The sequence below is a fragment of the Bacillus sp. UNC69MF genome (genome assembly GCF_000746035.1).
GTDB lineage: Bacteria > Bacillota > Bacilli > Bacillales > Bacillaceae > Bacillus > Bacillus velezensis.
The window spans coordinates 798,253-823,660 of the sequence record NZ_JQKM01000003.1; the positions used below are offsets into that span (position 1 = coordinate 798,253).

The 25,408-nt window shown below is 47.0% G+C and carries 24 protein-coding genes and 3 pseudogenes; 22 read left to right on the top strand and 5 right to left on the bottom strand.

All coding sequences use genetic code 11. The features are described from left to right. Positions 1-320: 320 nt before the first annotated feature. The 4 genes and pseudogenes from BR62_RS19005 to BR62_RS19010 form a co-directional block, all read left to right on the top strand. A pseudogene (locus BR62_RS19005) lies at positions 321-606 on the top strand (phage portal protein); the annotation flags it as partial. A gap of 20 nt (positions 607-626) precedes the next feature. Next, a pseudogene (locus BR62_RS0104015) lies at positions 627-1,136 on the top strand (phage minor head protein); the annotation flags it as partial. Between the two features lie 61 nt (positions 1,137-1,197). Continuing rightward, the gene (locus tag BR62_RS0104020; RefSeq protein WP_032869764.1) at positions 1,198-2,505 is read left to right on the top strand and encodes a hypothetical protein; all 1,308 of its coding nucleotides are present in this window, start codon (positions 1,198-1,200) and stop codon (positions 2,503-2,505) included. A 22-nt stretch (positions 2,506-2,527) separates the two neighbouring features. Then, a pseudogene (locus tag BR62_RS19010) lies at positions 2,528-2,789 on the top strand (XkdF-like putative serine protease domain-containing protein); the annotation flags it as partial. 140 nt (positions 2,790-2,929) lie between these two features. Here the strand turns inward: BR62_RS19010 and BR62_RS0104025 are convergent. Next, a complete protein-coding gene (locus BR62_RS0104025) occupies positions 2,930-4,525 on the bottom strand; it encodes a PucR family transcriptional regulator (RefSeq protein WP_014418804.1) in 1,596 nt (531 codons plus the stop codon). A gap of 179 nt (positions 4,526-4,704) precedes the next feature. Between BR62_RS0104025 and BR62_RS0104030 the strand changes: the two genes are divergently transcribed. The 6 genes from BR62_RS0104030 (at position 4,705) to yunB (ending at position 10,511) form a co-directional block, all read left to right on the top strand. Further along, positions 4,705-6,069 (top strand): allantoinase, encoded by a 1,365-nt coding sequence (locus tag BR62_RS0104030; protein WP_032867130.1) that lies wholly within the window; start codon positions 4,705-4,707, stop codon positions 6,067-6,069. 72 nt (positions 6,070-6,141) lie between these two features. Continuing rightward, on the top strand, positions 6,142-6,495 hold the full coding sequence (locus BR62_RS0104035) for a YunG family protein (RefSeq protein ID WP_007408736.1): 354 nt from the start codon (positions 6,142-6,144) through the stop codon (positions 6,493-6,495). A 26-nt stretch (positions 6,496-6,521) separates the two neighbouring features. Beyond that, positions 6,522-7,373 carry a DUF72 domain-containing protein gene (locus tag BR62_RS0104040; protein ID WP_014305754.1) on the top strand — a complete coding sequence of 284 codons (852 nt, stop codon included), beginning with the start codon at positions 6,522-6,524 and terminating at the stop codon, positions 7,371-7,373. A 19-nt stretch (positions 7,374-7,392) separates the two neighbouring features. Continuing rightward, a complete protein-coding gene (locus BR62_RS0104045) occupies positions 7,393-8,214 on the top strand; it encodes a sulfite exporter TauE/SafE family protein (RefSeq protein ID WP_007613562.1) in 822 nt (273 codons plus the stop codon). Positions 8,215-8,231: 17 nt separating this feature from the next. Then, positions 8,232-9,626, top strand: coding sequence for a bifunctional metallophosphatase/5'-nucleotidase (locus tag BR62_RS0104050; protein ID WP_032869766.1), 1,395 nt, complete (start codon positions 8,232-8,234; stop codon positions 9,624-9,626). A 126-nt stretch (positions 9,627-9,752) separates the two neighbouring features. Continuing rightward, positions 9,753-10,511 (top strand): sporulation protein YunB, encoded by a 759-nt coding sequence (gene yunB / locus BR62_RS0104055; protein ID WP_032869768.1) that lies wholly within the window; start codon positions 9,753-9,755, stop codon positions 10,509-10,511. A gap of 36 nt (positions 10,512-10,547) precedes the next feature. Here the strand turns inward: yunB and lytH are convergent, their stop codons facing one another. Further along, positions 10,548-11,525 (bottom strand): L-Ala--D-Glu endopeptidase, encoded by a 978-nt coding sequence (lytH, locus tag BR62_RS0104060; protein WP_007408731.1) that lies wholly within the window; start codon positions 11,523-11,525, stop codon positions 10,548-10,550. A 202-nt stretch (positions 11,526-11,727) separates the two neighbouring features. On the opposite strand from lytH, the gene lipA reads away from it, so the two are divergent. The 4 genes from lipA (at position 11,728) to BR62_RS0104080 (ending at position 14,381) form a co-directional block, all read left to right on the top strand. Continuing rightward, on the top strand, positions 11,728-12,624 hold the full coding sequence (gene lipA / locus BR62_RS0104065; protein WP_003151923.1) for a lipoyl synthase: 897 nt from the start codon (positions 11,728-11,730) through the stop codon (positions 12,622-12,624). Between the two features lie 217 nt (positions 12,625-12,841). Further along, positions 12,842-13,117: a YutD family protein gene (locus BR62_RS0104070; RefSeq protein ID WP_003151928.1), complete on the top strand. Its 276-nt coding sequence runs from the start codon at positions 12,842-12,844 to the stop codon at positions 13,115-13,117. Positions 13,118-13,142: 25 nt separating this feature from the next. After that, entirely contained in the window at positions 13,143-13,577 is a 435-nt protein-coding gene (locus BR62_RS0104075) for a DUF86 domain-containing protein (RefSeq protein WP_020956293.1), read from the top strand. A gap of 33 nt (positions 13,578-13,610) precedes the next feature. Next, complete coding sequence (locus BR62_RS0104080) at positions 13,611-14,381, top strand: TIGR01457 family HAD-type hydrolase (protein ID WP_007408728.1); 771 nt, start codon at positions 13,611-13,613, stop codon at positions 14,379-14,381. A 27-nt stretch (positions 14,382-14,408) separates the two neighbouring features. Here BR62_RS0104080 and BR62_RS0104085 read toward each other — a convergent pair whose 3' ends face one another. Then, positions 14,409-14,909, bottom strand: a complete 501-nt coding sequence (locus BR62_RS0104085) for a phosphatidylglycerophosphatase A family protein (RefSeq protein WP_003151934.1) — start codon at positions 14,907-14,909, stop codon at positions 14,409-14,411. A gap of 154 nt (positions 14,910-15,063) precedes the next feature. Between BR62_RS0104085 and yutH the strand changes: the two genes are divergently transcribed. The 5 genes from yutH (at position 15,064) to BR62_RS0104110 (ending at position 21,646) form a co-directional block, all read left to right on the top strand. Then, the gene (gene yutH / locus BR62_RS0104090) at positions 15,064-16,080 is read left to right on the top strand and encodes a spore coat-associated protein CotNH (RefSeq protein WP_156097764.1); all 1,017 of its coding nucleotides are present in this window, start codon (positions 15,064-15,066) and stop codon (positions 16,078-16,080) included. A gap of 201 nt (positions 16,081-16,281) precedes the next feature. Further along, positions 16,282-17,583, top strand: a complete 1,302-nt coding sequence (locus BR62_RS0104095; protein WP_003151938.1) for a homoserine dehydrogenase — start codon at positions 16,282-16,284, stop codon at positions 17,581-17,583. Beyond that, on the top strand, positions 17,583-18,641 hold the full coding sequence (gene thrC / locus BR62_RS0104100) for a threonine synthase (protein WP_007408726.1): 1,059 nt from the start codon (positions 17,583-17,585) through the stop codon (positions 18,639-18,641). The genes BR62_RS0104095 and thrC overlap by 1 nt, the downstream gene beginning before the upstream one ends. Beyond that, positions 18,638-19,567 carry a homoserine kinase gene (thrB, locus tag BR62_RS0104105; protein ID WP_007408725.1) on the top strand — a complete coding sequence of 310 codons (930 nt, stop codon included), beginning with the start codon at positions 18,638-18,640 and terminating at the stop codon, positions 19,565-19,567. Before thrC ends, thrB begins: the two co-directional genes overlap by 4 nt. 102 nt (positions 19,568-19,669) lie before the next feature. Continuing rightward, positions 19,670-21,646, top strand: a complete 1,977-nt coding sequence (locus BR62_RS0104110) for a S9 family peptidase (RefSeq protein WP_032869774.1) — start codon at positions 19,670-19,672, stop codon at positions 21,644-21,646. Positions 21,647-21,686: 40 nt separating this feature from the next. Here BR62_RS0104110 and BR62_RS0104115 read toward each other — a convergent pair whose 3' ends face one another. Then, positions 21,687-22,022 (bottom strand): NifU family protein, encoded by a 336-nt coding sequence (locus BR62_RS0104115; RefSeq protein WP_169510385.1) that lies wholly within the window; start codon positions 22,020-22,022, stop codon positions 21,687-21,689. Between the two features lie 79 nt (positions 22,023-22,101). Between BR62_RS0104115 and BR62_RS0104120 the strand changes: the two genes are divergently transcribed. After that, positions 22,102-22,428 (top strand): YuzD family protein, encoded by a 327-nt coding sequence (locus BR62_RS0104120; protein WP_015418136.1) that lies wholly within the window; start codon positions 22,102-22,104, stop codon positions 22,426-22,428. A gap of 37 nt (positions 22,429-22,465) precedes the next feature. Here BR62_RS0104120 and BR62_RS0104125 read toward each other — a convergent pair whose 3' ends face one another. Further along, complete coding sequence (locus BR62_RS0104125) at positions 22,466-23,533, bottom strand: NAD(P)/FAD-dependent oxidoreductase (RefSeq protein ID WP_032869777.1); 1,068 nt, start codon at positions 23,531-23,533, stop codon at positions 22,466-22,468. A gap of 266 nt (positions 23,534-23,799) precedes the next feature. Here BR62_RS0104125 and BR62_RS0104130 point away from each other — a divergent pair, with 266 nt between their 5' ends. Both BR62_RS0104130 and BR62_RS0104135 read left to right on the top strand, forming a co-directional pair. After that, the gene (locus tag BR62_RS0104130) at positions 23,800-24,036 is read left to right on the top strand and encodes a YuzB family protein (protein ID WP_007408721.1); all 237 of its coding nucleotides are present in this window, start codon (positions 23,800-23,802) and stop codon (positions 24,034-24,036) included. Positions 24,037-24,170: 134 nt separating this feature from the next. Further along, positions 24,171-25,388 (top strand): NupC/NupG family nucleoside CNT transporter, encoded by a 1,218-nt coding sequence (locus BR62_RS0104135; protein ID WP_012118346.1) that lies wholly within the window; start codon positions 24,171-24,173, stop codon positions 25,386-25,388. The last annotated feature ends 20 nt before the right edge of the window (positions 25,389-25,408 follow it).

Consider the following 25,408-nt stretch of genomic DNA (forward strand, 5'->3'; position numbering starts at 1 on the left):
GTCGTTTATTCTTCGGCTGTCTGCATCTCTGAAATTGCAGAGATGCGCATAGAGGGAAAATCATATCGAACGACATTGTGAATTATAGGGAAATCAGTTGTTCCGTATGCTCAAGCATAGCGCGAATGGAAACCGGAACAGGTGTAGATAAAGGAAAACCAGCTTTATCGCTTGACGAGTCTGACGAATTTGATGCCGAAAGTTGATCAAAAAAGAAGGCCTTGGGATGAAGATAGAGAAGAAAGGGATATAAAAAACCGCAGCACAAAGCCCCGGTTTTGTTAATCTCGACGATTAATTATAACACGGGGAGCGGTTTGGGGTATATTATAAATCTATACAGCCCGCAAAGTAGAAGAGCTGAATTTCATGTACTTTAATCAAACAAGACCGGTATATTTTCACTGCTATTACGATCGAAAATGGAATGCTCTCGGAAGATTCGTACAGACAGCTTCAGGACTATATGAGCAGCCTTGAAGGCTTGGAAAACTCATATGAATTACTGTTGCTCGAAGCAGAAGGGTTAGCCAAAGGCAAGAATATTCATGAAGATGAAGAAATCGTACGGTTAAAGTAGACATCAAGTCACTTACTGAGATTCTTTAGGAAGATGCTTTATTCCTTGGTTAAAGAGACTGGCCGAGATTATGCAGCTCAACACACATGAAGCGGTGGAAACGGTCTTGACGGTAGCCATTGATTCAGGCTCGTCTATCCAGGAGATTGAACTGACTCTGAAGGATATGCCGCATTTCGATAGACCGAGAGCCAGGACAACGTCCATAACCGAGGTTCTTGCGCCTTTCTCTGCCGCTCAGCAGGAATCTTATGCGCAGTCCCCGGTTCTATCTAAGATGAAATGGTGGCACAGTTGAGGGAAGAAAAATAACCCTCGTGAATATCACACCGATCTTGACGGTACAGTAATACGGGTTGATGAAGAATTTCAGATACCTAATAGCAGTGAGACCTGCATTCATCCGCGAGACCCTAAACTCTCAGCTGCAGAGCGAATTCATTGTCATTGTGTTTTATTGCCTGTGGTTGATAATGAGATTTTGGTTTTCTCAGTTGAGGAAAAAAAACAATATGGAAAAAATATAAGGATTCTATATAGATCCTTTAAAAAGTAGCCTCTCCTTTTTGCAGTAAATGATGTATAATTTTACTAAAATAAATGGGGAGAAAAAATTTATGTCTACAATGGAACAAATAGATAATCATAGTTTATTCAATGACTTGTCGGATATAAAGGTTATAGTAGATAATTTACTTAACGAAGAAGAGTTTATTGCAGAACTTGATAAGAGTGACACAGAATTGATTATTAGGACAAAGTTAGTTATAGACTATATTGATACTAATATTAATTCTACGGATAGTATGTTATTAACAGAATCACTTCTGAGCAATATGAGGACGCAAGTCAATAATGTAAAATCTTGGTTAGATGATGATGAATTATTCGATATTCAACAAAAATTAGATTCATTAAATCAGGCTCTAGATAAATTACTAGAATATAGTATTTATATTCCCGTTCCCACTAAACAGAACTTAGAAAATATCAAAGAAGCAGCAACAAGCTTTCGTAGATCTATAGGTATTCAAAAAGCAAATTTAGAAAAAGAAGTAAATGATTTAAAGGAGTTTAGTAATAAAGTACAAAGTGAATTAACTAGTTGCCAAAATGAAAGTGAAGCTTTTAGAGATAAAATTGATGAAAAAATGTCTAATATGGAATCTCGACTAGATGAGCTTCATCAAAATTATTTAGAAAAAGAAAATGAACGAAATGATAAATTTATATCTCAGAAAACAGAGTTTAAAGAAAAATATGAAGAGTTTATATCAGAGTGGAATAATACTATAAAGGAAAAACTTGATGAAAGCAAAGAGGAATTTGATCAATTGTACAGCAATTTACAGGAAGGGCAAGATCAATTCATTGCAGAAACACAAGAGAAATTATTGGAATATGATGAAATGTTGAATAGTCATAAAATGTCTGTTGAGGAATTAGTAGGTGTAATGTCGACAAATTCAATGGCTGGACATCATAAAGAGGTGGCGGATAAAGCAAGGAAATCGGCAGAAAACTGGCAAAAGCTAACTATAGTATCATTTGTAGCTACAATTGGGTTTTCAATTATAGCTTTGTTCTTTCAGGAAATCACCCTATCGTGGCCAAATTTAGTGGCTAAATTTTTTGTTATTGGTTCACTTGGTTCATTGACAGCCTATACAGCGAGACAGGCAAAAATAAATCAAGAATTGGAATTTAATAATAGAACCTTAGAAGTAGAATTAAAGACATTAAATCCGTATATAGCATCATTTGAGAGTAATGATCAGGAAACATTTAAAAAAGAGCTTTTTCCAAAGATTTTTGGCCGAGATGAAAAAGTTAATGCTCTTAGTGAAAAAGAATATGAAAATTTGAACATTAAATTAATGGAACAGCTAATAAGCATTTTAGACAAGCAAAGTAAACAATTATAATTTCTTGAAAGAAGGTGAACACATGTCAAGAGAACTGATAAATGCAAAAATCACACATGTTTCATACGTAGACAAGGCTGCTAATCAAAAGCAGTTTTCTTATGAAATCAGAAAAAGAAAAGCAACATGACTTTCAGGGCGGCGTTGGTGAAGTGGTTGAGTCTTATGTCGCTCCCCGCTGATTTTTAAATGAATGGCGAAACCATCAAAAAAGGATCATGGGTGCTTGTGACAAAGGTACCGAGGCAATTTGGGATGAAATTAAAAAGAGTGAGATTATCGGTTGCATCCCGGATATTAGAAAAAGCCTGATAATATCAACGGAAGCAGATGTTGATGGCAGCATTTTTTGAGAATTAAGCTGAATCAATCCCCCTTAAATAGGATGCGGGAGAACACCCGCATCCCTGTCTCTAACGATTCCTTAACCGATCAGCCGCTGCATTCTCAGCGCGAGCCGCAGGCGCATCGTCGTCTCCGGATCTTTTAAGCTTTTGCCGAGCAGTTCCTCGCATTTTTCTAAACGATAGATCACCGTATTTCGATGGACGTACAGGCGTTTAGCCGTTTCTGAAATCTGGCAGTGGGTCTCCAGATAAACAGACAGCGTATGAAGCAGGCTCTGGTCCTCCTTTTGCCGGTCGGCCAGGCTTTGGAGGGTGGCTTCGTAAAACTTCTTCACATCTTCCGCCGGAAGCAGGCGGAGCAGCTCCGGCACGTCTTTGGCATGATAGATTTGAATAAACTCCGCGCTTCTGGACAAATGCCCGGATGAAATGGCGTCTGAAGCTTCAGTAAAAGCGTCAGGGACGTCGATCAGCTTTTGGCATATGTTTGAGATGCCGAAGGAGACAGTCCGTTTAAACTGCGTCCGGACCTGCTTTTGAAACTGCTCCAAAAAGCTGATGACAGACGCGTGCATTTCATTCCAGCTGTCTGTCGCTTCAATTAAAAGAATACCGACATTTCCTTTAATAAAGAGATGAGGGGGAAACGGAAAGGATGACAGCTCCCCTTCAAGCAGATCAAATACATGATCGGAAACGAGCTGATTTTCGGTAAAGCTGATCGTTTTCTCATTTCGGTCAAGCTTTCCGCAAATGCACATGTATTTCTGATCCCAGCGGAGCCGGAATTCTTTGGCGCGGCTTTTGATTTCTTCATGGCCGGTAAACGAGCGGTCGATGAAATTGCTGAAAAATTCATTGCGCGCCCGTCTGCCGAATTGTTTGACGGCATTTTCTTTCAGCAGTTCAAAGGAAATGACGTTGGCCGCCTGTTCAATTGTCAAAATCATGCCTTTATCAGCGGTCTGCACCAGCTCCGGTATCACCAGATAACCGCAGTTTTTCTCAACATTCAGAATCGGCAGGACAGAATACGCCTTTCTGTCGGACAGCATGGAAAAGCAGGTGAAATAAGGCCCGGAAAGGGAATAACAGATGTTTTTCAATAAAGACGTGTCAATGGGTATGCGGTGGGACGATGATAAGAGTTTTGTATGCTGATCCAAAAGAAGCACGGGAAGCCGGAGAATGTCTGAGAGCTTCTTAAGCAGGGATTGCAGCCCTTTGCCGCTCATGATGTGGTTTGTGAATTTTTTATGGGCGTAAATGGCCTGCTGGAGCTCATTTGAACGCATATCAAGAATATGGCTCAGTGTGGCGTTGACGATATCTCCCAGCCTGATGTCTTCCGGCAGCTCAATAATCGGAAATTCATACCGGTCGGCAAGCTCCGCGGCATCTTTCGGAATGACATTAAGATAACGCTTCGTTTTGATCCCCAGTCCCGCGCAGCCCCGTTTTGCCATGAGGCGGATCAAATCTTTCAACAGTTGCGGGCGGTCCTTCAAGTGGTAAGCCGTGGTTACGAGCAATTCGTTTTTATGTAAAAAATCAGCGATGTCCGGCGCATCCATCATGTTGACGTGCTGCACCTCCCTCCAGCCGCCGGATTTGCCTGCGATTAATGCAGCCCGCTCATAAGCGGGAATCTTCATCACGTCATAAATGTTCATCAGTCAGTCTCCTTTCAGGTTCTAAAGACAACCATTGGTTAATATGAATAAAAATCATCAAAAATTATAGCGGTTTTGCTGATGTATTACGATCATAGTAGCAGTAAACTGGCAATCATAGACGCATGTTGTGATAAAAACTGACAGAAAATCGTCATCCTTACAGGGAGGAAGATAAAATGGCCTATGACGTAATTGTAAAGGGTGCGAAAGCTGTACGAAAAGGCGGAACAGAGCGGGCTGATATCGCCGTCAAGGACGGGAAAATCGCCTTGATCGGACCCGGCATTGACGAAAACGCGGAACAAGTGGTGCAGGCGGACGGCATGTATGTGTTTCCGGGCGCGGTCGATTGTCACGTCCATTTCAATGAACCCGGCCGAGAAGAATGGGAAGGCATTGAAACCGGCTCAAACATGCTGGCTGCCGGCGGCTGTACGGCTTATTTTGATATGCCGCTTAACTGCATCCCTTCGACGGTAACTGCTGAAAACCTGCTGGCAAAGGCGGAAATCGCCGAACGGAAGTCAGCGGTTGATTTTGCGCTTTGGGGCGGTTTGATGCCCGGATATACCGAACATATCCGGCCGATGGCAGAAGCGGGGGCAATCGGGTTTAAAGCGTTTCTGTCTAAATCGGGAACGGATGAATTTCAATCAGCCGATGAACGGACTCTTTTAAAGGGAATGAAGGAAATCGCGGCGTGCGGCAAGATTTTGGCCCTGCACGCAGAAAGCGACGCCCTCACCCGATTCCTTGAAGCCGAGTACGCGCTCCAAGGGAAAATTGATGCCCGCGCTTACGCTTCCTCACGTCCGGAAGAAGCCGAATGCGAGGCTGTGCAGCGGGCGATTGAATATGCAAGAGCGACGGGATGCGCGCTTCATTTTGTACATATCAGCACGAAACGGGCCGTGCTCTCCATTCAGCAGGCGAAAAAAGACGGATTGGATGTCACCGTTGAAACGTGTCCGCACTACTTATTATTCAGCTTTGAAGACTTCCTCAAAAAAGGGGCGGCCGCCAAATGCGCTCCGCCGCTCCGCTCAGAGGCTGATAAAGAGGAATTGATCGGAGTTTTGGCTGAGGGCCTGATTGATATGGTGTCTTCGGATCATTCTCCCTGTCATCCGTCTTTGAAACGCGAGGATAATATGTTTCTGTCGTGGGGCGGGATCAGCGGAGGCCAATTTACGCTTCTCGGCATGATTCAATTAGCGATCGATCATGGGATTCCGTTTGAACATGTGGCCCGATGGACGGCCGAAGCACCTGCCAAGCGCTTCGGTTTAACGAATAAAGGACGGCTTGAAGAGGGATTTGACGCTGATTTTGCCATCGTCCGGCCGGAACCTTTTACCGTCACAAAAGAAACGATGTTTTCCAAACATAAGCAAAGCCTGTATGAAGGCCGCACCTTTCCATACCGAATTGCTGCGACCTACAGCAAGGGGCGCTGTGTGTACCAGGATGGCGGCCGTAAGCAGAGCGGGGCTTTCGGAACATTCCTGAAGCCTTCTCAAATAAAGGAGCCGATTCTCTGATGAGAATCGGTTTTTTTTGTCGTTTGGAAAGCGGGTCTCGTGGTATCTTTTTATAAAAAGGAGTAAAACACATTGTATGATCAAATCTTGAACATATTAACGGCATCCTGGTCGCGCAAGACTAGTACAAAATGGACGGAAGATTGCCCGGCCAAAGGCCAGTGCGGCGTGACGGCTTTAGTCATCCAAGATGTTTACGGCGGTGACATTCTCAAAACAAAAACCGGCACAAGCTGGCATTTTTATAACCGAATAGACGGGGAGATATATGATTTCACGAGCGGTCAGTTTTCAGAGCCGATCGTCTATCAGCACATTCTTTCTTCCAGAGATGAGGCATTTTCGGACACCAATGAACATCAGTATCGGTTCCTGAAAAGTGCATTCAGAAAAAACATGGAAACAGAAAGAGAAAAACACCTGTGATAAACTAGAGTGAGAGGTGAAGGATTGTGATTTATATCGGACTGACGGGGTGGGGGGATCATGACAGCATCTATCCGCCTAAAACAGCGGGCCCGCAAAAACTGCAGGCGTATTCCTCCCATTTTCCCATCGTTGAGCTGGACGCGAGCTTTTACGCGATACAGCCCGCCCGCAATAATGAAAGATGGGTCAAAGAGACGCCGGAATCTTTTCAATTTGTCATTAAGGCATATCAAGGAATGACGGGCCATCAGCGAGGCGATATTCCCTTTGAATCGAAGGAAGAAATGTTTGAGGCGTTTAAGCTGTCATTATCGCCGTATATAGAGCATGGAAAGCTTGCCATGGTGCTGTTCCAATTCCCGCCGTGGTTTGACTGCAAGAAAGAAAACGTCGCATATTTAAGATGGTGCAGGCAGCAGATGGGCGATATTCCGTGCGCGCTTGAATTCCGCAACCGGTCTTGGTTTTCCCCGCCATTTTATGAACAGACGCTTTCCTTTATGAAGGAGGAAGGCTGGATTCACAGCATATGTGACGAGCCGCAAATCGGCGAGGGCAGCATTCCGACCGTCCTGAAAGCAACGGATGAAGAAAAAACGCTTGTCCGTTTTCACGGGCGGAACAAACAGGGCTGGATCAAACCAGACGGCGGACAAAACTGGCGTGAGGTCAGATATTTATACCGCTATAACAAACAGGAGCTCAAAGATTGGAAAAACAATCTTCAGGAGCTGAAAAAACAGTCGCGCAATCTGTATGTGCTCTTCAATAATAACTCAGGCGGAGACGCCGCCGATAACGGGCTTGAGATGCTTGAAATGTTAAATATCTCATATACCGGGCTTGCTCCGAAGCAGCTCGACCTATTCAGCTAGAAAAGAGGTTTCAAGACACATGTCTTATCTTATTTTGATCATATTAGGATTTATCGCGGGAACGGTCGGCAGCCTGATCGGGCTTGGGGGAGGAATTATCATCGTGCCGGCGATGCTCTATTTAAGCACGATGACTCCGTTTTTCCATGACGTAACACCGCAGACTGCCATCGGCACGTCCCTTTTGGTGATTATTTTTACGGGCCTGTCATCAACTCTGGCCTATATGAAATATAAAACCGTTGACTACAAAAGCGGACTGATCTTTTTTATCGGTTCCGGCCCGGGAAGCATCATCGGCGCGTATTTGTCTAAACTTTTTAATGCGCATACGTTTTCCGTCTGGTTCGGACTTTTTATGATTTTGATTTCCATTACATTAATGCTGAAGGCGAAAGCAAAACCGGTCAATAAAGCGCATAAAGGCATGATCCGGACATATGAGGATGAATCGGGTGAGCTTTATACATATTCGTACCGTATTTTCACCGGTATCGTGATTGCCTTTTTCGTCGGTTTATTGGGCGGCCTTTTCGGCATTGGCGGCGGCTCTCTTATGGTTCCGGCCATGATGCTGTTATTTTTGTTCCCGCCGAAAGTGGCTGTGGCGACGTCAATGCTCATTATTTTCTTATCCTCCGTGACGGGTTCCGTGTCACATATCGCAGAGGGCCATGTCAATTGGCTGTATGCGCTGTGCCTCGTTCCGGGCGCGTGGTTCGGCGGCAAAATGGGCGCGTGGGTCAATAAGCGGGTGCAGACGAAAACGATCGTGCTTTTCATGCGGGTCGTCTTGATTTTGATCGGCTGTGAATTGATTTATCAAGGGATATTCAGCTAAAAGGTAGGAGAGATGGTATGTTAGAGAAGCTCCGTTTATATCATACGAATGATTTGCACAGCCATTTCGAAAATTGGCCGAAAATCGTACATTATATTGAGCAGAAGAGAAATGAACATGAAAAGGACGGGGAGGAAACACTCGTATTCGACATCGGCGATCATATGGACCGATTCCAAATGATAACGGAAGCGACCTTCGGCAAAGCGAATGTCGACTTGTTAAACCGGCTTGAGATCGATGCGGCTGCCGTCGGGAATAATGAAGGAATTACGCTGCCTCACGATGAGCTGGCGGATTTATATACCCATGCCGCGTTTCCCGTCATTGTGTCTAACCTGTTTGACGCGGACGGACAGCGGCCGGAATGGGCCGAGCCCTACGTGATCAAAACGCTGAAAAACGGGATGACCGCCGGCATACTCGGCGTCACGGTGCCGTATTATCCCGTCTATCAAAAACTCGGCTGGACGGTGACGGATGCGGAAAAAAGCATTCAAGAATCACTTGACGATATCAAGGGCAAAGCGGATATCATCATTCTGCTTTCTCATTTAGGCCTGATCGATGACCGGGCCGCAGCGGAAAAATTTCCCGATATCGATGTCATTCTTGAATCACATACGCACCACCTTCTTGAGGACGGACAAGACATAAACGGTGTATTGCTTGCATGTGCGGAGAAATACGGGAACTATGTCGGCTGTGTCGAGCTGACATTAGAAAGTGAATCACGAACCATTGTCAGCAAACAGGCGTCTGTACAGAAAATGGCTGATTGGCAAGGGGAATCTGAGGATACGGCGGCTTTTCTGAAAGAGAAAGAACGGGAAGCGGAAAACCTGCTCTCCGAACAAGTCGCCAACCTGAATGAAGAAGCCGGCGTGAAGTGGTTTGAGGAATCGCCGCTCCCGCTTCTATTAGCCGAAGCGCTGAAAAGCTGGTGCGGCTGTGAAGTCAGCATGGTGAATTCAGGCGTTATTTTGGGGCCTTTACAGAAGGGGCCTGTCACAAAGCTTGATCTGCACCGTATCTGCCCTCATCCGATCAATCCGGTGGCCGTTCGTCTTTCAGGCAGAGAACTTCAGGAAACAATCAGCCAGGCCGCCTCGGAACAAATGGAGCAGCTGCGGATAAAAGGCCTCGGCTTCCGCGGGGAAGTGATGGGCAGGATGGTATATGCCGGAGCGGAGGCAGAGGCCGGCATCCTTGAAGACGGTGTGACGCATCTCCTCAATGTGAAAGTGAACGGAGAAGAGATTGATCCGGAGCGGATATACTCGGTTGCCGTTCTCGATATGTTTACACTCGGAAAGCTGTTCCCTTACATCCGCGATTCAAAAGAAAAGCAATACTTTATGCCGGAGTTTTTAAGGGATCTGCTCGCCTGGAAGCTCGCGCGGCAGCCGTAATGTCATGTAGCTGCCCGCCGTTCCATTTCACCCGAATGAGTGAAAGCGGGACTTTTTAAGAGTGAAAATAAAATACTATGTCCCCTCTTACAAGCATACATTGTGATATGTAAGGGGGGATTTTTCTTGCCTAGATACCGGAGCGCTCTTCGCAAGAGAGGGCCTTTGCCTTTTCGATATGTGCTTCTTCTGTCGTTTGCTTTTTTTATCATATCGACGGTCATCAGCCTTTGGATGATCAACTCCTCAATCAAACCGGTGCTGATGAACATAGGAGAAATGGAAACCAAACGGGTGGCGACAGAGGTCATTACGGAATCCATTGAAGAATACATGTCTCACAGCGACAATGTGAAAGATATGGTCGATATGAAAACGGATGAAAACGGAAAAGTCACAACGATGGATTTTAATACACAAATGGTCAACAGTATGAAGGCGAAAGTGACAAAGCAGCTTCAGGCTCATCTGAAGGAAGCGGAGTCGAACAATAAGCAGCGTGAAACGGAAAAAGGCGCGAAAACGGCCGATGAAATTATGATCGATATTCCCTTAGGGCAGGTCACGGGAAACAGCATTCTCGGAAATCTGGGGCCGAAAATCCCCGTGCGCTTTAACCTGATCGGTGATGCGTTAACTGATGTGAAAACAAAAATAAAGCCGTACGGCATTAACAATGCCCTGATCGATATCAGTATTTTTGTGGAAATAAAAGTGAAGGTCATTATTCCGTTTGCCAGTAAGACATCAGTCGTGACAAATAATATTCCGGTCTCCATTAAAGCGATTCAAGGAGAGGTGCCGCAGTTTTATAACGGAAGCGGCGGGTCAGGTGTGACGCCTTCCGTCCAGCTGCCGAGTGAAAAACAGAAGAAAGATAAATAAAAACACACAGCCGCAATCTTTCTGGCGGCTGTGTGTTTACTTTTTCCTGCGGATTTCTTTTCGTTCCCATGCCCTTAAATGGGGATACGGATCAAAAGACCATTCCGATCTGCCGTTATCTTTATACATCCCGTAGTGAAGATGCGGCGGAAATTTTCCCGCGGTGCCCGGCGGTCCGTATCCGGAACTGCCGACAGAGCCGATCACCTCTCCGGGTTTGACGATCTGGCCTTTATGCACACCTTTTGCAAAGCCGTTCAGGTGAGCGAAGTAGTGATACGTGTTATTGATATCCCTGATACCGATTCTCCAGCCGCCGAAACGGTTCCAGCCCTTCATTTCAACAATACCGTAGCAGGTCGATCTGACGGGGAGCCCGTAATGAGCGAACAGATCCGTTCCTTCGTGAATCCGGCGCCCGCCGAAACCCCGTGCGGCGCCCCATGTGCTGCGGTAGCTGTAATCCGTCTTCACGGGAAGCGGAAAAGCGTGCTCTCCGAGATCAAGGCGGCCGAACGTTTTAAACAGTGTCATGAATTCGGTGATAATGCCGACCGTCTGATCACGGCGGTAATAATTCCAGAGACCGATGCGGATATGGTCAAGATCGGTTCCGAATCCCGCTAAATACTGAGCAAATGTATAAAGGATATCTTCATCATTGCTTACCTCGGCTTTTCCGTCGCCGTCGCCGTCCAGGCCGATCCCGTCAAATACTTTAATGCTGAGAGGCGCATCGTCCTTAGGATTTGGATTTTCAGGGCCGCTCCACAAATGATCCGGAATATAAATGCTGATGATTCCCGCTTTTTCCGGCAGATCCTTTCGGTTCGAGCGGACATTTTCTTCATATTGATCAACTGCCGCAAGCACATACCAAGGAATCTGCGTGACTGCTTCGGCTTTGCGGTACAACTGCATCCGTTCGCCGTAAACAAGAGCCGATTGTTCTTTCCCGCTTGCAGCCGGACAGAAAACTGAAAAAAGGAGAAGAGCAGATAACAGAACTTTCACAACATGATCTCCTTTCAGGATTGAATACAAATAGTTTGCGGCAACAATCCGAGAAAATGTAAGTAATTCTCTTCCCTTGTCGAGAAATTTTTCCTATGTTAAAGTGACTATTGAATAGAAATCCGCAAGTTTTATATCCATCGTGAAATAGAAATTTTTCGCACACGAACATGAATAAAGGGATAATGGAGATGATGGGGAAATGGCAAAGAAAGACGAGCATCTGAGAAAGCCGGAATGGCTCAAAATAAAGCTGAACACGAATGAAAACTATACGGGTCTGAAAAAATTAATGCGTGAAAATAATCTGCATACCGTATGTGAAGAAGCAAAATGCCCGAACATCCATGAATGCTGGGCTGTCAGACGTACGGCGACGTTCATGATTCTCGGTTCCGTCTGTACGAGAGCATGCCGCTTCTGCGCTGTAAAAACGGGTCTGCCGACCGAGCTGGATCTGCAGGAACCGGAACGCGTAGCTGATTCCGTCGCGCTGATGAATTTAAAACACGCCGTCATCACGGCCGTAGCGCGTGATGATCAGAAAGACGGCGGAGCAGGCGTCTTTGCGGAAACGGTCCGGGCGATCCGCAGAAAAAGCCCGTTCACGACAATTGAAGTGCTGCCATCCGATATGGGCGGAAATTACGACAACCTGAAAACATTAATGGATACCCGTCCTGATATTCTGAACCACAACATTGAAACCGTCCGCCGCCTGACACCGAGAGTCCGGGCCCGCGCAACATATGACCGTTCTTTGGAATTCTTGCGCCGTGCGAAAGAAATGCAGCCTGACATCCCGACGAAATCAAGCATTATGATCGGTCTCGGCGAAACGAAGGAAGAAATTATTGAAGTGATGGACGACCTGCTTGCGAACAATGTCGACATCATGGCGATCGGCCAATACCTGCAGCCGTCGAAAAAACATTTAAAAGTCCAAAAATATTATCATCCGGACGAATTTGCCGAACTGAAAGAAATCGCGATGCAAAAAGGCTTCAGCCACTGTGAAGCAGGCCCGCTTGTCCGTTCTTCCTACCATGCGGATGAACAAGTGAACGAAGCGTCTAAAAAACGCCAGGCCCAAGCATAAGATAAGCCGAAAAAACCCAAAACGCCGCAGGTTTTGGGTTTTTTGTGATGGAGCCGTTTTTGCAGGGAAAAAGTCATTCTTGAATAAGGATCGTCTGAACCGCTAAACTGGATATAAAGAGGAAAAATTCTCCGTCCGTCCGAACCGTCTCATTTTGCAATTGATGGACAGAAGTCAATGAATTATGATAGTAAAGAGTGATAAAAGAGGTGAAGACATGATTCTTATTCAAAATGCCGAGTTTGAACTCGTACACGATTTTAAAAACGGCTTTAATGAAGAAGCGTTCAAAGCCCGCTATTCGGACATATTAAATAAATATGATTACATTGTGGGAGACTGGGGATACAGTCAGCTGCGGCTCAAAGGCTTCTTTGATGACCAGAATCAAAAAGCAACCTTTGAAACGAAAATCAGCACATTGGACGAATACATTTACGAATACTGCAATTTCGGCTGCGCGTATTTTGTTTTAAAACGAATCAGAAAATAATTGATGCAGAAGGGGATGCTGTCACGTGTATTTTGTTGACAGAAATAATATCGAACAAACACTCCGTTTTTTTGAGACCCAGCTGGCGCTGTTTGACAGCACGCCTGCATGGGAGAGCGAGATCGAAAAAAGGGCGCTTGAGCGGATCAGCCATCTTATGATCGAATGCATTCTCGATGTCGGAAATGATATGATTGACGGCTTTATCATGCGCGATCCGGGCAGTTATGACGACATCATGGATATTCTGACGGATGAAAAGGTGGTAGCTGAGGATGAAGGAAATAAGCTGAAGCAGCTGATCTCTTCCAGAAAGCAGCTTGTCCAGGAATATCAGCACGCCGACCATCAGGAGCTGTTTACGCTGATCACGTCAAACAGAGATGTGCTGAAAGCCTTTCCGGCCCGTGTAAGAACCTATCTGGAAACAGAATTAGGGCCTGTTTCCGCATTTAAATAACAACGAGTGAGAAAATCCACAGGAGTGTTGAGTATGAAGGATTATAAAGGATATTTGATAGATTTGGACGGCACAATGTACAACGGGACGGAAAAAATCGAAGAAGCGTGTGAATTCGTGAGAACGCTTAAAGCGCGCGGCATTCCGTATTTATTCGTGACGAACAATTCTTCCCGGACGCCGAAGCAGGTGGCGGACAAGCTGATGAGCTTTGACATTCCGGCATCTGAAGAGCAGGTCTTCACGACGAGCATGGCGACTGCGCAGCATATCGCCCAGGAGAAAAAAGACGCGTCGGTGTATGTGATCGGCGAAGAAGGCATCCGTCAGGCCATTGAAGAAAACGGGCTGAGCTTCGGAGAAGAAAACGCGGACTTTGTCGTTGTGGGAATCGACCGCGGCATTACATATGAAAAGTTGGCAACGGGATGCCTTGCGATCAGAAACGGCGCCCGGTTCATTTCAACAAACGGCGACGTCGCCATTCCGACTGAAAGAGGGCTTTTACCAGGGAACGGTTCGCTCACATCCGTTTTGACGGTGTCAACGGGCGTTGAGCCTGTCTTTATCGGCAAGCCTGAATCCATTATTATGGAACAGGCGATGCGTGTGCTCGGAACGGATATTTCCGAAACACTCATGGTCGGTGATAACTATGCAACGGATATTATGGCCGGCATCAATGCGGGCATGGATACGCTGCTGGTTCATACCGGAGTGACAAAGCGTGAGCATATGGCAGATTACGGCCAAAAGCCGACATATGCGATTGACTCTTTAACCGAATGGATTGAACATCTATAAAAAAAGGGACGGCCATGACGGCCGTCCTTATTCTGTATTTCTTGCGCTGTGAGCAAGCCGGCTTGAAGCCGCTGCTGCGATTGCGCCGACGATATCATCAAGAAACGTATGGCATTCGCCCGTAGATTTATCATTTAACCGCCCGAGAATACCGGGTTTTTCTTTGTCAATGTAGCCGTAATTCGTAAAGCCGATTGAGCCGTATATATTCACGATAGAGAAGGCGAGCACCTCGTCAACCCCATACAGGCTTTCATCAATCGCCAGAATGGTCTGAAGCGGTTCAGACAGCTTTTTTTGTTCGGCGAGCACATCTAATTCTATTCCCGTTAAAATGGCGTTTTGCACCTCGCGTTTTGCGATGACACGGTCCACATTGAGCCTGCATACTTCCATCGTCAAATCAGGATGATATTTTTTTTGAAGGAAATACACCAGCTCGGCAATATCGTCCGTCTCAACCCCCCGTTCTTTTAAACGCGCCCTGGCGACAGCTTCCACCTGATTCAGTTGTTCCTTTTCTGACATTTGCTTCACCCAATCTTTTTTTACTAGTTTATACAACACTCTTCCGATGTGTACGATGTTTCTCCACTTGATTCAAAGGATTACAATATGTATTCATAATTCCGCCGGCGTATGACTACGATGTGAATAGCTCTAATTTTTCAGGCAGGTGATTATGATGAAGAGCATCATTAAAGAAAAGTACGGCATCCACGTCAGACAGCTTTCCGTTTATCAGAAATACCAATGCTTCCAGACACCTAATTCCTTCTTTCTTATAATTCCCGTTTCCGGGTTTTCGCAATCAGAGCTGACGGAGCTTTACTACATGAGTCAGTATTTACAAGAACAAAGTGACCCATACGTTTCAGTGTTTATCTTTACGAAGGAAGGAGAACTGACCTTTGAGGACGAAGGCAAAACGTATGCGCTCTTAAAAGCGCCGATTCCTGTCTCAAACCGGTCGTTTTCCGTCGGAGGGGAGCTTGCCGAATTTCACAGAAAAGGGCGGGGTTTTCCGTACGAAGTGAAAGAAGCGGGCAGGATCGGCCAATGGAAGGACTTATGGGGAAAACGGGTGGATCAGCTGGAATCATTCTGGATGCAGAAAATTCATATGTCTCCGCTTGAACCGTTCGAAAAGAAAATGATCGAAGCATTTCCTTATTATTCAGGCTTAGCGGAAAATGCCATTCAATATTTAGTGGATACGGAGCTGGATGACAATCCCGGCGCAGAAGACTCGGGGACAATCTGCCATCAGCGGATGGAACGGGATACCTGGTCGGAGGAATCATTGATCCGCATTCCGGGCGATTGGGTATTCGACCATGCCGCCCGTGATATTGCGGAATATATGCGCAGCACATATTTGTATTATCGTGACGACCTGCTCAAAGATGGGTTTTTGTTTCTGCAGGAATATGAGCAAGTTACGCCGTTATCCTCCTTTTCCAAGCGCCTGTTTTACAGCCGCCTGCTGTTTCCGCTCCATTTCTTCGAGACGGTGGAGAGCTATTACATTTCTCATGATTCTGAAAAACAGTTTTACGAAGAGCAGCTTGACTACATTCTTGCCGACTGCACCCGCTATGAACAGTTTTTACAGACATGTCACAACATGATGAATGTCAGGTCGGCGCAGGTTTTTGTCCCGCCTGTGGCGTGGCTCGGAAAAGGAATCAGTTCGTAAGAAAATATGACGTAAAAATATTTAGAAAATAGGGAATCTTGTCATATCAGTGTGTTAAGCGTTTTCATAGACGCAGAAACAATATTCAGCCGCTTGTCAAAACAAATGCGTGCTTATATAATATTTGTAACTTAAATGTCTGTGAAGGGTTAACAATTGTCCTTTTCTAGTGGACGAAAGGAAGAAAGGTGGAGTTTCTCTTTGGAAGCGATTCGTATTGGACTGTTAGGACTGGGAACCGTGGGAAGCGGAGTCGTCAAAATTATACAAGATCATCAGGATAAGCTTATGCACCAGGTCGGCTGTCCGGTGACGATCAAAAAAGTGCTAGTTAAAGATATTGATAAAAAACGAGACGCAGACCTGCCGAAAGAAGTGCTGACGACAGAAGTCTATGATGTGATCGATGACCCTGAAGTCGACGTGATTATTGAAGTCATCGGCGGTGTCGAACAGACGAAGCAATATCTTCTTGATGCCTTGAAAGCGAAAAAACATGTTGTGACCGCAAATAAAGATCTGATCGCCGTATACGGGTCAGAGCTTTTAGCCGCCGCAAAGGAAAATGGCTGTGACTTGTATTATGAAGCGAGTGTCGCCGGCGGAATCCCGATTTTACGCACGCTCGAAGAAGGCCTTTCCTCTGACCGGATCACAAAAATGATGGGAATCGTCAACGGAACGACGAACTTTATCTTAACGAAAATGATTAAAGAAAAAAGCCCGTATGAAGAAGTGCTGAAGGAAGCGCAGGATCTCGGATTCGCGGAAGCGGACCCGACCGCCGATGTAGAAGGGCTCGATGCCGCACGCAAGATGGCGATTTTAGCCCGTCTCGGCTTCTCTATGAACGTCGATCTGGACGATGTCAAAGTAAAAGGAATTTCCCGGATTACGGATGAAGACATCAGCTTCAGCAAACGGCTCGGCTATACGATGAAGCTGATCGGCATCGCCCAGCGTGATGACAATAAAATCGAAGTCAGCGTTCAGCCGACACTGCTGCCGGATCATCATCCGCTCTCTGCGGTGCATAACGAGTTTAATGCCGTTTACGTGTACGGAGAAGCTGTCGGCGAAACGATGTTTTACGGCCCCGGAGCCGGAAGCATGCCGACTGCGACATCGGTCGTTTCCGATCTGGTCGCGGTCATGAAAAACATGCGTCTCGGCGTAAACGGAAACAGCTTTGTCGCCCCGCAGTTTGAAAGAAATCTGAAGCAGCCGTCTGATATCTATGCCCAGCAGTTTTTAAGAATTCACGTCAAAGACCAGGTCGGCTCTTTTTCAAAAATCACATCGGCCTTCTCAGAGCGCGGCGTCAGCTTTGAAAAAATTCTGCAGCTGCCGATCAAAGGCCATGACGACCTCGCGGAAATTGTCATCGTCACGCATCATACATCGGAAGAAGATTTCAGTGACATTCTGCAAAACTTAAATGACCTCGAAGTCGTACAAGAAGTAAAAAGCACATATCGCGTAGAAGGGAACGGTTGGAGCTAATGTGGAAAGGACTCATCCATCAATATAAAGAATTTCTGCCGGTGACGGATCAGACGCCGGCCCTGACATTGCATGAAGGCAACACGCCGCTGATTCACCTGCCGAAACTTTCCGAAAAGCTCGGAATTGAACTGCATGTGAAAACAGAGGGCGTTAATCCGACGGGATCCTTTAAAGACCGCGGCATGGTCATGGCGGTCGCCAAAGCGAAAGAAGAAGGCAATGATACCATCATGTGCGCCTCTACAGGCAACACATCCGCGGCAGCTGCGGCATACGCGGCGAGAGCCGGCATGAAATGCATCGTCATCATCCCGGACGGAAAAATCGCCTTCGGAAAACTTGCGCAGGCCGTCATGTACGGTGCGGAAATCATCGCGATTGACGGAAACTTTGACGACGCGCTGGCCATCGTCCGGTCGATTTGCGAAAAATCACCGATTGCATTAGTGAATTCAGTAAACCCTTACCGGATTGAAGGGCAAAAAACAGCGGCCTTTGAAGTATGCGAACAGCTCGGCGAAGCGCCGGACATTCTGGCGATCCCGGTAGGAAACGCCGGGAATATCACGGCCTACTGGAAAGGGTTCAAAGAATACCATGAGAAAAACGGCACCGGACTTCCGAAGATGCGCGGTTTTGAGGCGGAAGGTTCTGCGGCTATCGTCCGCGGCGAAGTCATTAAAAATCCAGAGACCGTTGCGACGGCAATCCGAATCGGGAATCCTGCCAGCTGGGACAAAGCGGTGCTCGCTGCGGAAGAATCAGCCGGAAAAATTGATGAAGTCACAGATGAAGACATTCTTCACGCTTATCAGCTGATTGCCCGTGAAGAAGGCGTGTTTGCCGAACCGGGCTCCTGTGCATCCATCGCCGGCGTTTTGAAACAGGTGAAATCCGGTGAAATTCCAAAAGGCAGCAAGGTTGTCGCAGTTTTGACCGGAAACGGCCTGAAAGATCCGAACACGGCTGTAGACGTATCTGACATAAAACCGATTACGCTGCCGACAGATGAGGACAGTATTCTGGAATACTTAAATGGAGCGGCGCGTGTATGAATGAGGCGGAGATGCTGTTTTCCATTACGGTTCCGGGAAGCACCGCCAACTTAGGGCCTGGGTTTGATTCCGTCGGGATGGCGCTCAGCAGATATTTGAAGCTTTCGGTTTTCCGAAACGATGAATGGCAGTTCTCGGCGGAAACCGAAACTGTTGCGGGCATCCCTCAAGGAACGGACAACCTCATCTACCAAGTCGCCAAACGGACGGCTGACCGCTATCAGAAAGAGCTGCCGCCCGCCCATGTCAAAGTGTGGAGTGACATCCCCCTTGCACGGGGTCTCGGAAGCAGCGCGGCCGCTATCGTCGCCGCCATTGAGCTTGCGGATGAGTTATGCGGCCTGCAGCTGTCGGAAAGCGACAAGCTGCACTTAGCCAGTCTTGAAGAGGGACACCCTGATAATGCCGCTGCTTCTCTTGCAGGAGGGCTTGTGATCGGCCTTCACGAAGAAGATGAAACACATATCGTGCGTGTTGCCGAAGCGGATATCGACGTTGTGGCAGTGATTCCGTTTTACGAAGTTCTGACCAGGGACGCAAGAGACGTGCTCCCGAAAGAGCTGCCGTACCGGCACGCCGTTAAAGCAAGCGCCGTCAGCAACCTTCTCGTTGCTGCGATCATGTCAAATGACTGGGCGCTCGCCGGGAAAATGATGAGAAAAGACATCCTCCATCAGCCATACCGCGCCATGCTTGTTCCTGAGCTTTCAAAGGTGGAACATGCGGCCGAAATGAAAGGCGCCTACGGGACGGCGCTGAGCGGAGCGGGACCGACGATTCTTGTCCTGATTGAAAAAGGAAAGGGAGAAGAGCTGAGAAAGCAGCTTTCTGAGCATTTCCCCCACTGTGAGATTGCGGCGCTTACCGTCCCGTCAGAAGGAAGCGTAATTGAACGGAATCCTTTAGAGCAGGTGAAAAGTGTATAATGATAAAAAAGCGTTCTTCCCATCAGAGAAGGACGCTTTCTTTTTCTGGAGAAGGATTTTTATTTAGGGAAGCGAAATAAAAAAGAAAAGGAGGAGATACGATTGAAAAAACTCATAACCGAGGAGGACATTGCGACTCTCGTATCCGTGACAGACCCGCAATATGCCCCTGACGGCAGAAGAGCCGCTTACGTCCGGACAACAGTCAATCATAAGCGTGATTCCTATTCCTCAGCCATTATGGTATATGACACAGAATCCGGCATCTCAAACCCATGGATTTTCGGGGACAACAGAAATACAAGTCCGCGGTGGTCACCTGACGGACAGCGCCTCGCCTTTGTTTCTGACAGGGAGAACGGCGTCCCTCAGCTGTACATCATCGACGCTGCCGGCGGAGAGGCAAAGCAGGCGGCCGATATTCCTTGGGGCGTATCAGATCCGATATGGGCGCCCGACGGCAGATCCGTGCTTGTGTCCGTCAGTCTGACATCAGCGGAGCGCGCCGATGAGAAAGAAAAAAAGAAGCATGACGAGTATGAGCCGGTTGATATTCAGTCATTAACATATAAACGTGACGGGAAAGGCCTGCTGAACGGAAGCTGGGCCCAGCTTGTGCTGATTCATCTTGAAACGGGGGAGATTCAGCAGCTGACCGATCATGAAGCGGATCATTATGGCGCGGCCTTTTCACCGGATGGCAGGCAGCTTGCGTTTACCGCCAATTTATGCGAGCCGGGTGACGCCGGAAAGCCGAGCGATGTCTATCTGATGAATCTGGCGGACGGAAGCCTGAAGCAGATTACGCCGCACCGCGGTTCTTTCGGTTCCTGCGTGTTTTCACCGGACGGCTCTTATATCGCGATGCTGGGCCATGAAAATGAATTTCGCAATGCGACTTTAGAGAAAGCGTGGCTGTACGACGTGAAAACTGAGCGGCTCTCCTGCCTGACCGACATGCTGGATGTTCATTTGAGCGATGCGCTGATTGCGGATTCAATCATAGGAGGAGTGACGCCTCGGCCGGTATGGACAAACGACGGGCAGGGTTTTTACGTTCTCGGGAGCGAGCAGGGAAGCACCGGTATTTATTATATCTCGATTGACGGCCTCGTATATCCGATCCGATTAGAAGAAGAGTATGTGAACGGTTTTGCTTTTCATCCTGATCAGAAAAGCTGTATCGCTGTCATTGCCAAACCCGCACAGCCTTCCGAGCTTTACAGCATTTCGCTCGAAGATGGGGAAGAGAAGCAATTGACATCCGACAATGATCGGTTTATTGAGGAGCGCATCATATCCGTGCCGGAAAAGCTGCAATATGAAACAAAGGACGGGCTGACGGTAAACGGCTGGTTTTTAAAGCCCGCCGTTTTTGAAGAGGATCAAACTTATCCGCTCATTCTATACATACACGGCGGGCCTCACATGATGTACGGCCATACGTATTTTCACGAATTCCAAGTGCTGGCCGCACAAGGATATGCTGTCGTGTATGTCAACCCGAGAGGAAGCCACAGCTACGGGCAGGATTTTGTCAATCGTGTCAGGGGTGATTACGGAGGCGGAGATTACCGTGATGTCATGCAGGCGGTGGATGAAGCTGTTCAGGCGTATCCGTTTATTGACAGCGGCCGTCTCGGTGTGACGGGCGGAAGCTACGGAGGGTTTATGACGAATTGGATTGTCGGGCAGACAGGCCGTTTTAAAGCAGCCGTCACGCAGCGCTCCATTTCAAATTGGTTCAGTTTCCACGGTGTCAGCGATATCGGTTTCTTTTTTACCGACTGGCAGCTCGGGCATGATTTGTTTGAGGAAGCGGATAAGCTTTGGGATCGTTCTCCTGTAAAATATGCGTCCCGCGTTTCGACGCCGCTTTTGATCCTGCATGGTGAGCGAGATGACCGCTGTCCGATAGAGCAGGCGGAGCAGCTCTTTACCGCGTTGAAGAAACTGAACAAAACGACGTCGTTCATCCGGTTTCCGAAAGCCACGCATGAGCTGTCGAGAAGCGGCCATCCGGAACAGCGGATGAAACGCATCCGTTATATTTGTTCATGGTTTGATGACTATTTGTAAAAAATAAAAAACCAGGCTGTCATGCAGCCTGGTTTTATGATTAAAATACTTGTTCTACTTCAACGACACCCGGTACTTCTTCAAGAAGGGCGCGTTCGATTCCGGCTTTCAGCGTAATCGTTGAACTTGGGCAGCTGCCGCATGCGCCAAGGAGGCGAAGCTTTACAATGCCTTCGTCTACGTCAACAAGCTCACAGTCACCGCCGTCACGAAGCAGAAACGGGCGTAATTTATCCAATACTTCCTGTACTTGCTCTTTCATTTCAACCTCAGTCATGAGATTCGCTCCTTTCATATACATAAAACCATTATATTCACAGTAACGGTAAAAATCTAATGTTTGGTTTGCAAAGCTGCTTTCCCCATTATAGCATATTTAAACTTGAACATAAAAACCGTTTTTTATACAAAAGCTGCCCCGTCCTTTGTATACTGGTGTAAAGGGGATGATATACATGATTAAGCCGGTTACGCTCAGTGTTTACGGCGCTGAAACGCTTTGCGCAAGCTGCGTGAATATGCCGAGCGCCAAAGATACGTTTGAATGGCTGGAGGCGGCGCTGCAACGGAAATATCCGGAACAGCCTTTTCACATGCGGTATATTGATATTGACGCACCGCCTCAGCAAAAGGAGACAGAAGAGCTTGCGGAGCGCATCAGAAACGATGAATTTTTCTATCCGCTCGTGCTGGTGGAGGATGTCATTGTGGGGGAAGGGAATCCGCATTTAAAAGATATATATGAAGAAATGGAAAAGCGCGGCTATGTTGCGGGCTCTTAAAAATGGCCGCTGATCGCAATCAGCGGCTTTTTTCTTATCAGCCGTTATGATGCTTGTACATCCATAAAAGGCCTGATTTTAATAAACGGGGCACACGCCCGATGAGCGGACGGTCGTTGACAAGACCGAAGCCCGCTTTTTTTCCGAGTGAACCGAGAACGCCTTTCAGCTTAAATTGCGGCATTGTTTCCGGCAGCTCTTCATTGTTCCAGCGTTTCAGGAGGATATGCACAATTTGTTCCGCTTGCGCTTCAGCCAGCTGGGCGCTCGGTGCATGCGGCAGGCTCGCGCAATCACCGACGACGTAAACATGCTCATCGCCCGGAAGGTTGTGATGCGGTGTTAAAACGATGCGGCCTTGCGGATCTTTTTCAGCGTCCAGTTCTCTGACGGCTTTATTCGGCTGAATTCCCGCCGTCCACACGATGGCATCGGCCGCTATTCCTTCATCATGATTATAAACGATCCCGTCTTCCACTTTTGTAATATTCGCATTATTGATAATGGTGACGCCGTGTTCTTCAAACCATTTCTGAACATACTTGCTGAGTCTTTTCGGAAAGCTTGATAAAATCAGGTCGCCCCGGTCAAATAACATAATCTTCAGATCGTCACGGCTCTCTCTTAATTCACTGGCAAGCTCCACGCCGCTTAATCCCGCTCCGACGATAGCGACAGATGCATTGGCGCCGAGGTTGTTCAGCTTTTGATAGGCTTCGCGTGACTGATCAATGGTCTGAATGCTGTAAGTATGTTCCGGCGCGCCGGGCACGTTATGATACTTATCCTCGCAGCCCAGTCCGATCACCGCGTCATCGTAAGAAATCGGTTCGCGGTCATGAAACAGAACCTGTTTGTTTTTCGTGTCGATGGAAGCCACCTCACCGTATTGAACATCCAGATTCGGATGCTCAGGAAAAGACACCCTGATATGATGATCAGAAATCGTGCCGGCGGCGAGCGCATAATATTCTGTTTTTAAGCAGTGATACGGGTTTCTGTCAATCAGCGTGATGGATATATCTGACGGAAGCTGGTTCGGCAGTAAGCGGTGCAGCACCCGCATGTTTCCGTAACCCCCGCCGATCAAGACCAATTTTTTCATAATGATTCCCCTTTTGCCCGAAAAATATGGTAGTCAATGTTGTTACAAAATAACGAACTATGTAAAATAACATCTAGAATTATATCGAATTTGATCTAAAACCACAATAATAGTTTTAAAATAACCTACAAATTGACCAGAAAACACGTAATAGTAAAACCTTTAACCTGAATTAATATGTTACGATAACATTGAACGTGAAACCGGATCTTTGACGAATAGAGGAAATTCCGTTAGGATAAGGTACATATGTGAGGTGAAACCGCATGAATCCGATGATTGAATTCTGTGTCAGCAATTTAGCGCGCGGTTCCCAGGAAGCACTTGAGATCTTAGAGAAGGATCCGAACTTGGACGTGCTTGAATACGGCTGTTTAAGCTATTGCGGGAAATGCATGGAGTCCCTGTTCGCCCTGGTTAACGGCGAAGTGGTCACGGGAGGCACGCCTGCTGAACTGGTTGACAACATATATACATTCATAGAAGAAAATCCGATGTTTTAATCAGAGGCTCCGAACGGGGTCTCTTTTTTATTGCGCCCCGGGTTTTGGCAAAATAAAAAATTTGTAGACAGCAAAAATAAATATTGTTATCTTAATAAAGACTTTTTTTAAATAAAATTTTAGAGGTGGATTCATTGAATATCGTTTGGGGGCTGCTCGGGGCAGTTGCTATATTAGCCATTGCTTTTTTGTTATCAGAGAAGAAAAGCAAAATTAACCTGCGAACCGTCATTGTCGGTTTATGTTTACAAATGGCCTTCGGATTCATCGTATTAAAGTGGGACGCCGGACGGGCCGTATTTTTATGGTTCTCAAGCCGTGTGCAGCTTCTCATTGATTATGCGAACGAAGGCATCAGCTTTATTTTTGGCCCGCTGTTAAAAGTGGGCAGCAGCCCGGCTTTTGCGCTGAGCGTTCTGCCGGTCATTATCTTTTTCTCAGCGCTGATTGCCGTTTTGTATCACTTGAAAATCATGCAGCTCATCTTTCGCGTCATCGGAGGCGGACTATCAAAACTTCTTGGGACAAGCAGAACGGAATCGCTTGCGGCGGCTGCGAATATTTTTGTCGGACAGTCTGAATCACCGCTTGCCATTAAACCGCTGATTGCGGGATTGACCCGTTCCGAGCTGTTTACGATTATGACGAGCGGCCTTTCGGCTGTAGCGGGTTCGACGCTTTTCGGTTACGCCCTGTTAGGCATTCCGATCGAATACTTGCTGGCGGCCAGCTTTATGGCGGCTCCCGCCGGTCTCGTGTTCGGAAAAATTTTAATACCTGAAACGGAAAAAACGCAGACGATAAAAGGCGATTTTAATATGGACGAAGAAGGCGAAGGCGCCGCTAACGTGATTGATGCAGCGGCAAAAGGCGCGTCCACGGGCCTTCAGATTGCTCTAAATGTCGGCGCCATGCTGCTTGCGTTTGTCGCGCTCATCGCCGTAGTGAACGGAATTCTCGGCGGAATAGGCGGCTGGTTCGGTTTCAAACATATTACATTAGAATCCATTCTCGGTTACGTGTTTTCACCGATCGCATTTGTAATCGGCGTTCCTTGGCATGAAGCGCTCGGAGCGGGAAGCTATATCGGACAGAAACTTGTGCTGAATGAGTTTGTCGCTTATTCAAACTTCGGTCCGCATATTGCGGACTTTTCTAAAAAAACGTCTACGATTATCAGCTTTGCGCTGTGCGGATTTGCCAACTTCTCTTCGATTGCGATTATGCTCGGCACACTGGGCGGTTTGGCCCCAAGCCGCCGTTCGGACATTGCGCGCCTCGGATTAAGAGCGGTTATTGCGGGAACACTCGCAAACCTTCTCAGCGCGGCGATTGCCGGCATGTTTATTTAGTAAACGATAAAAGCTCCCTG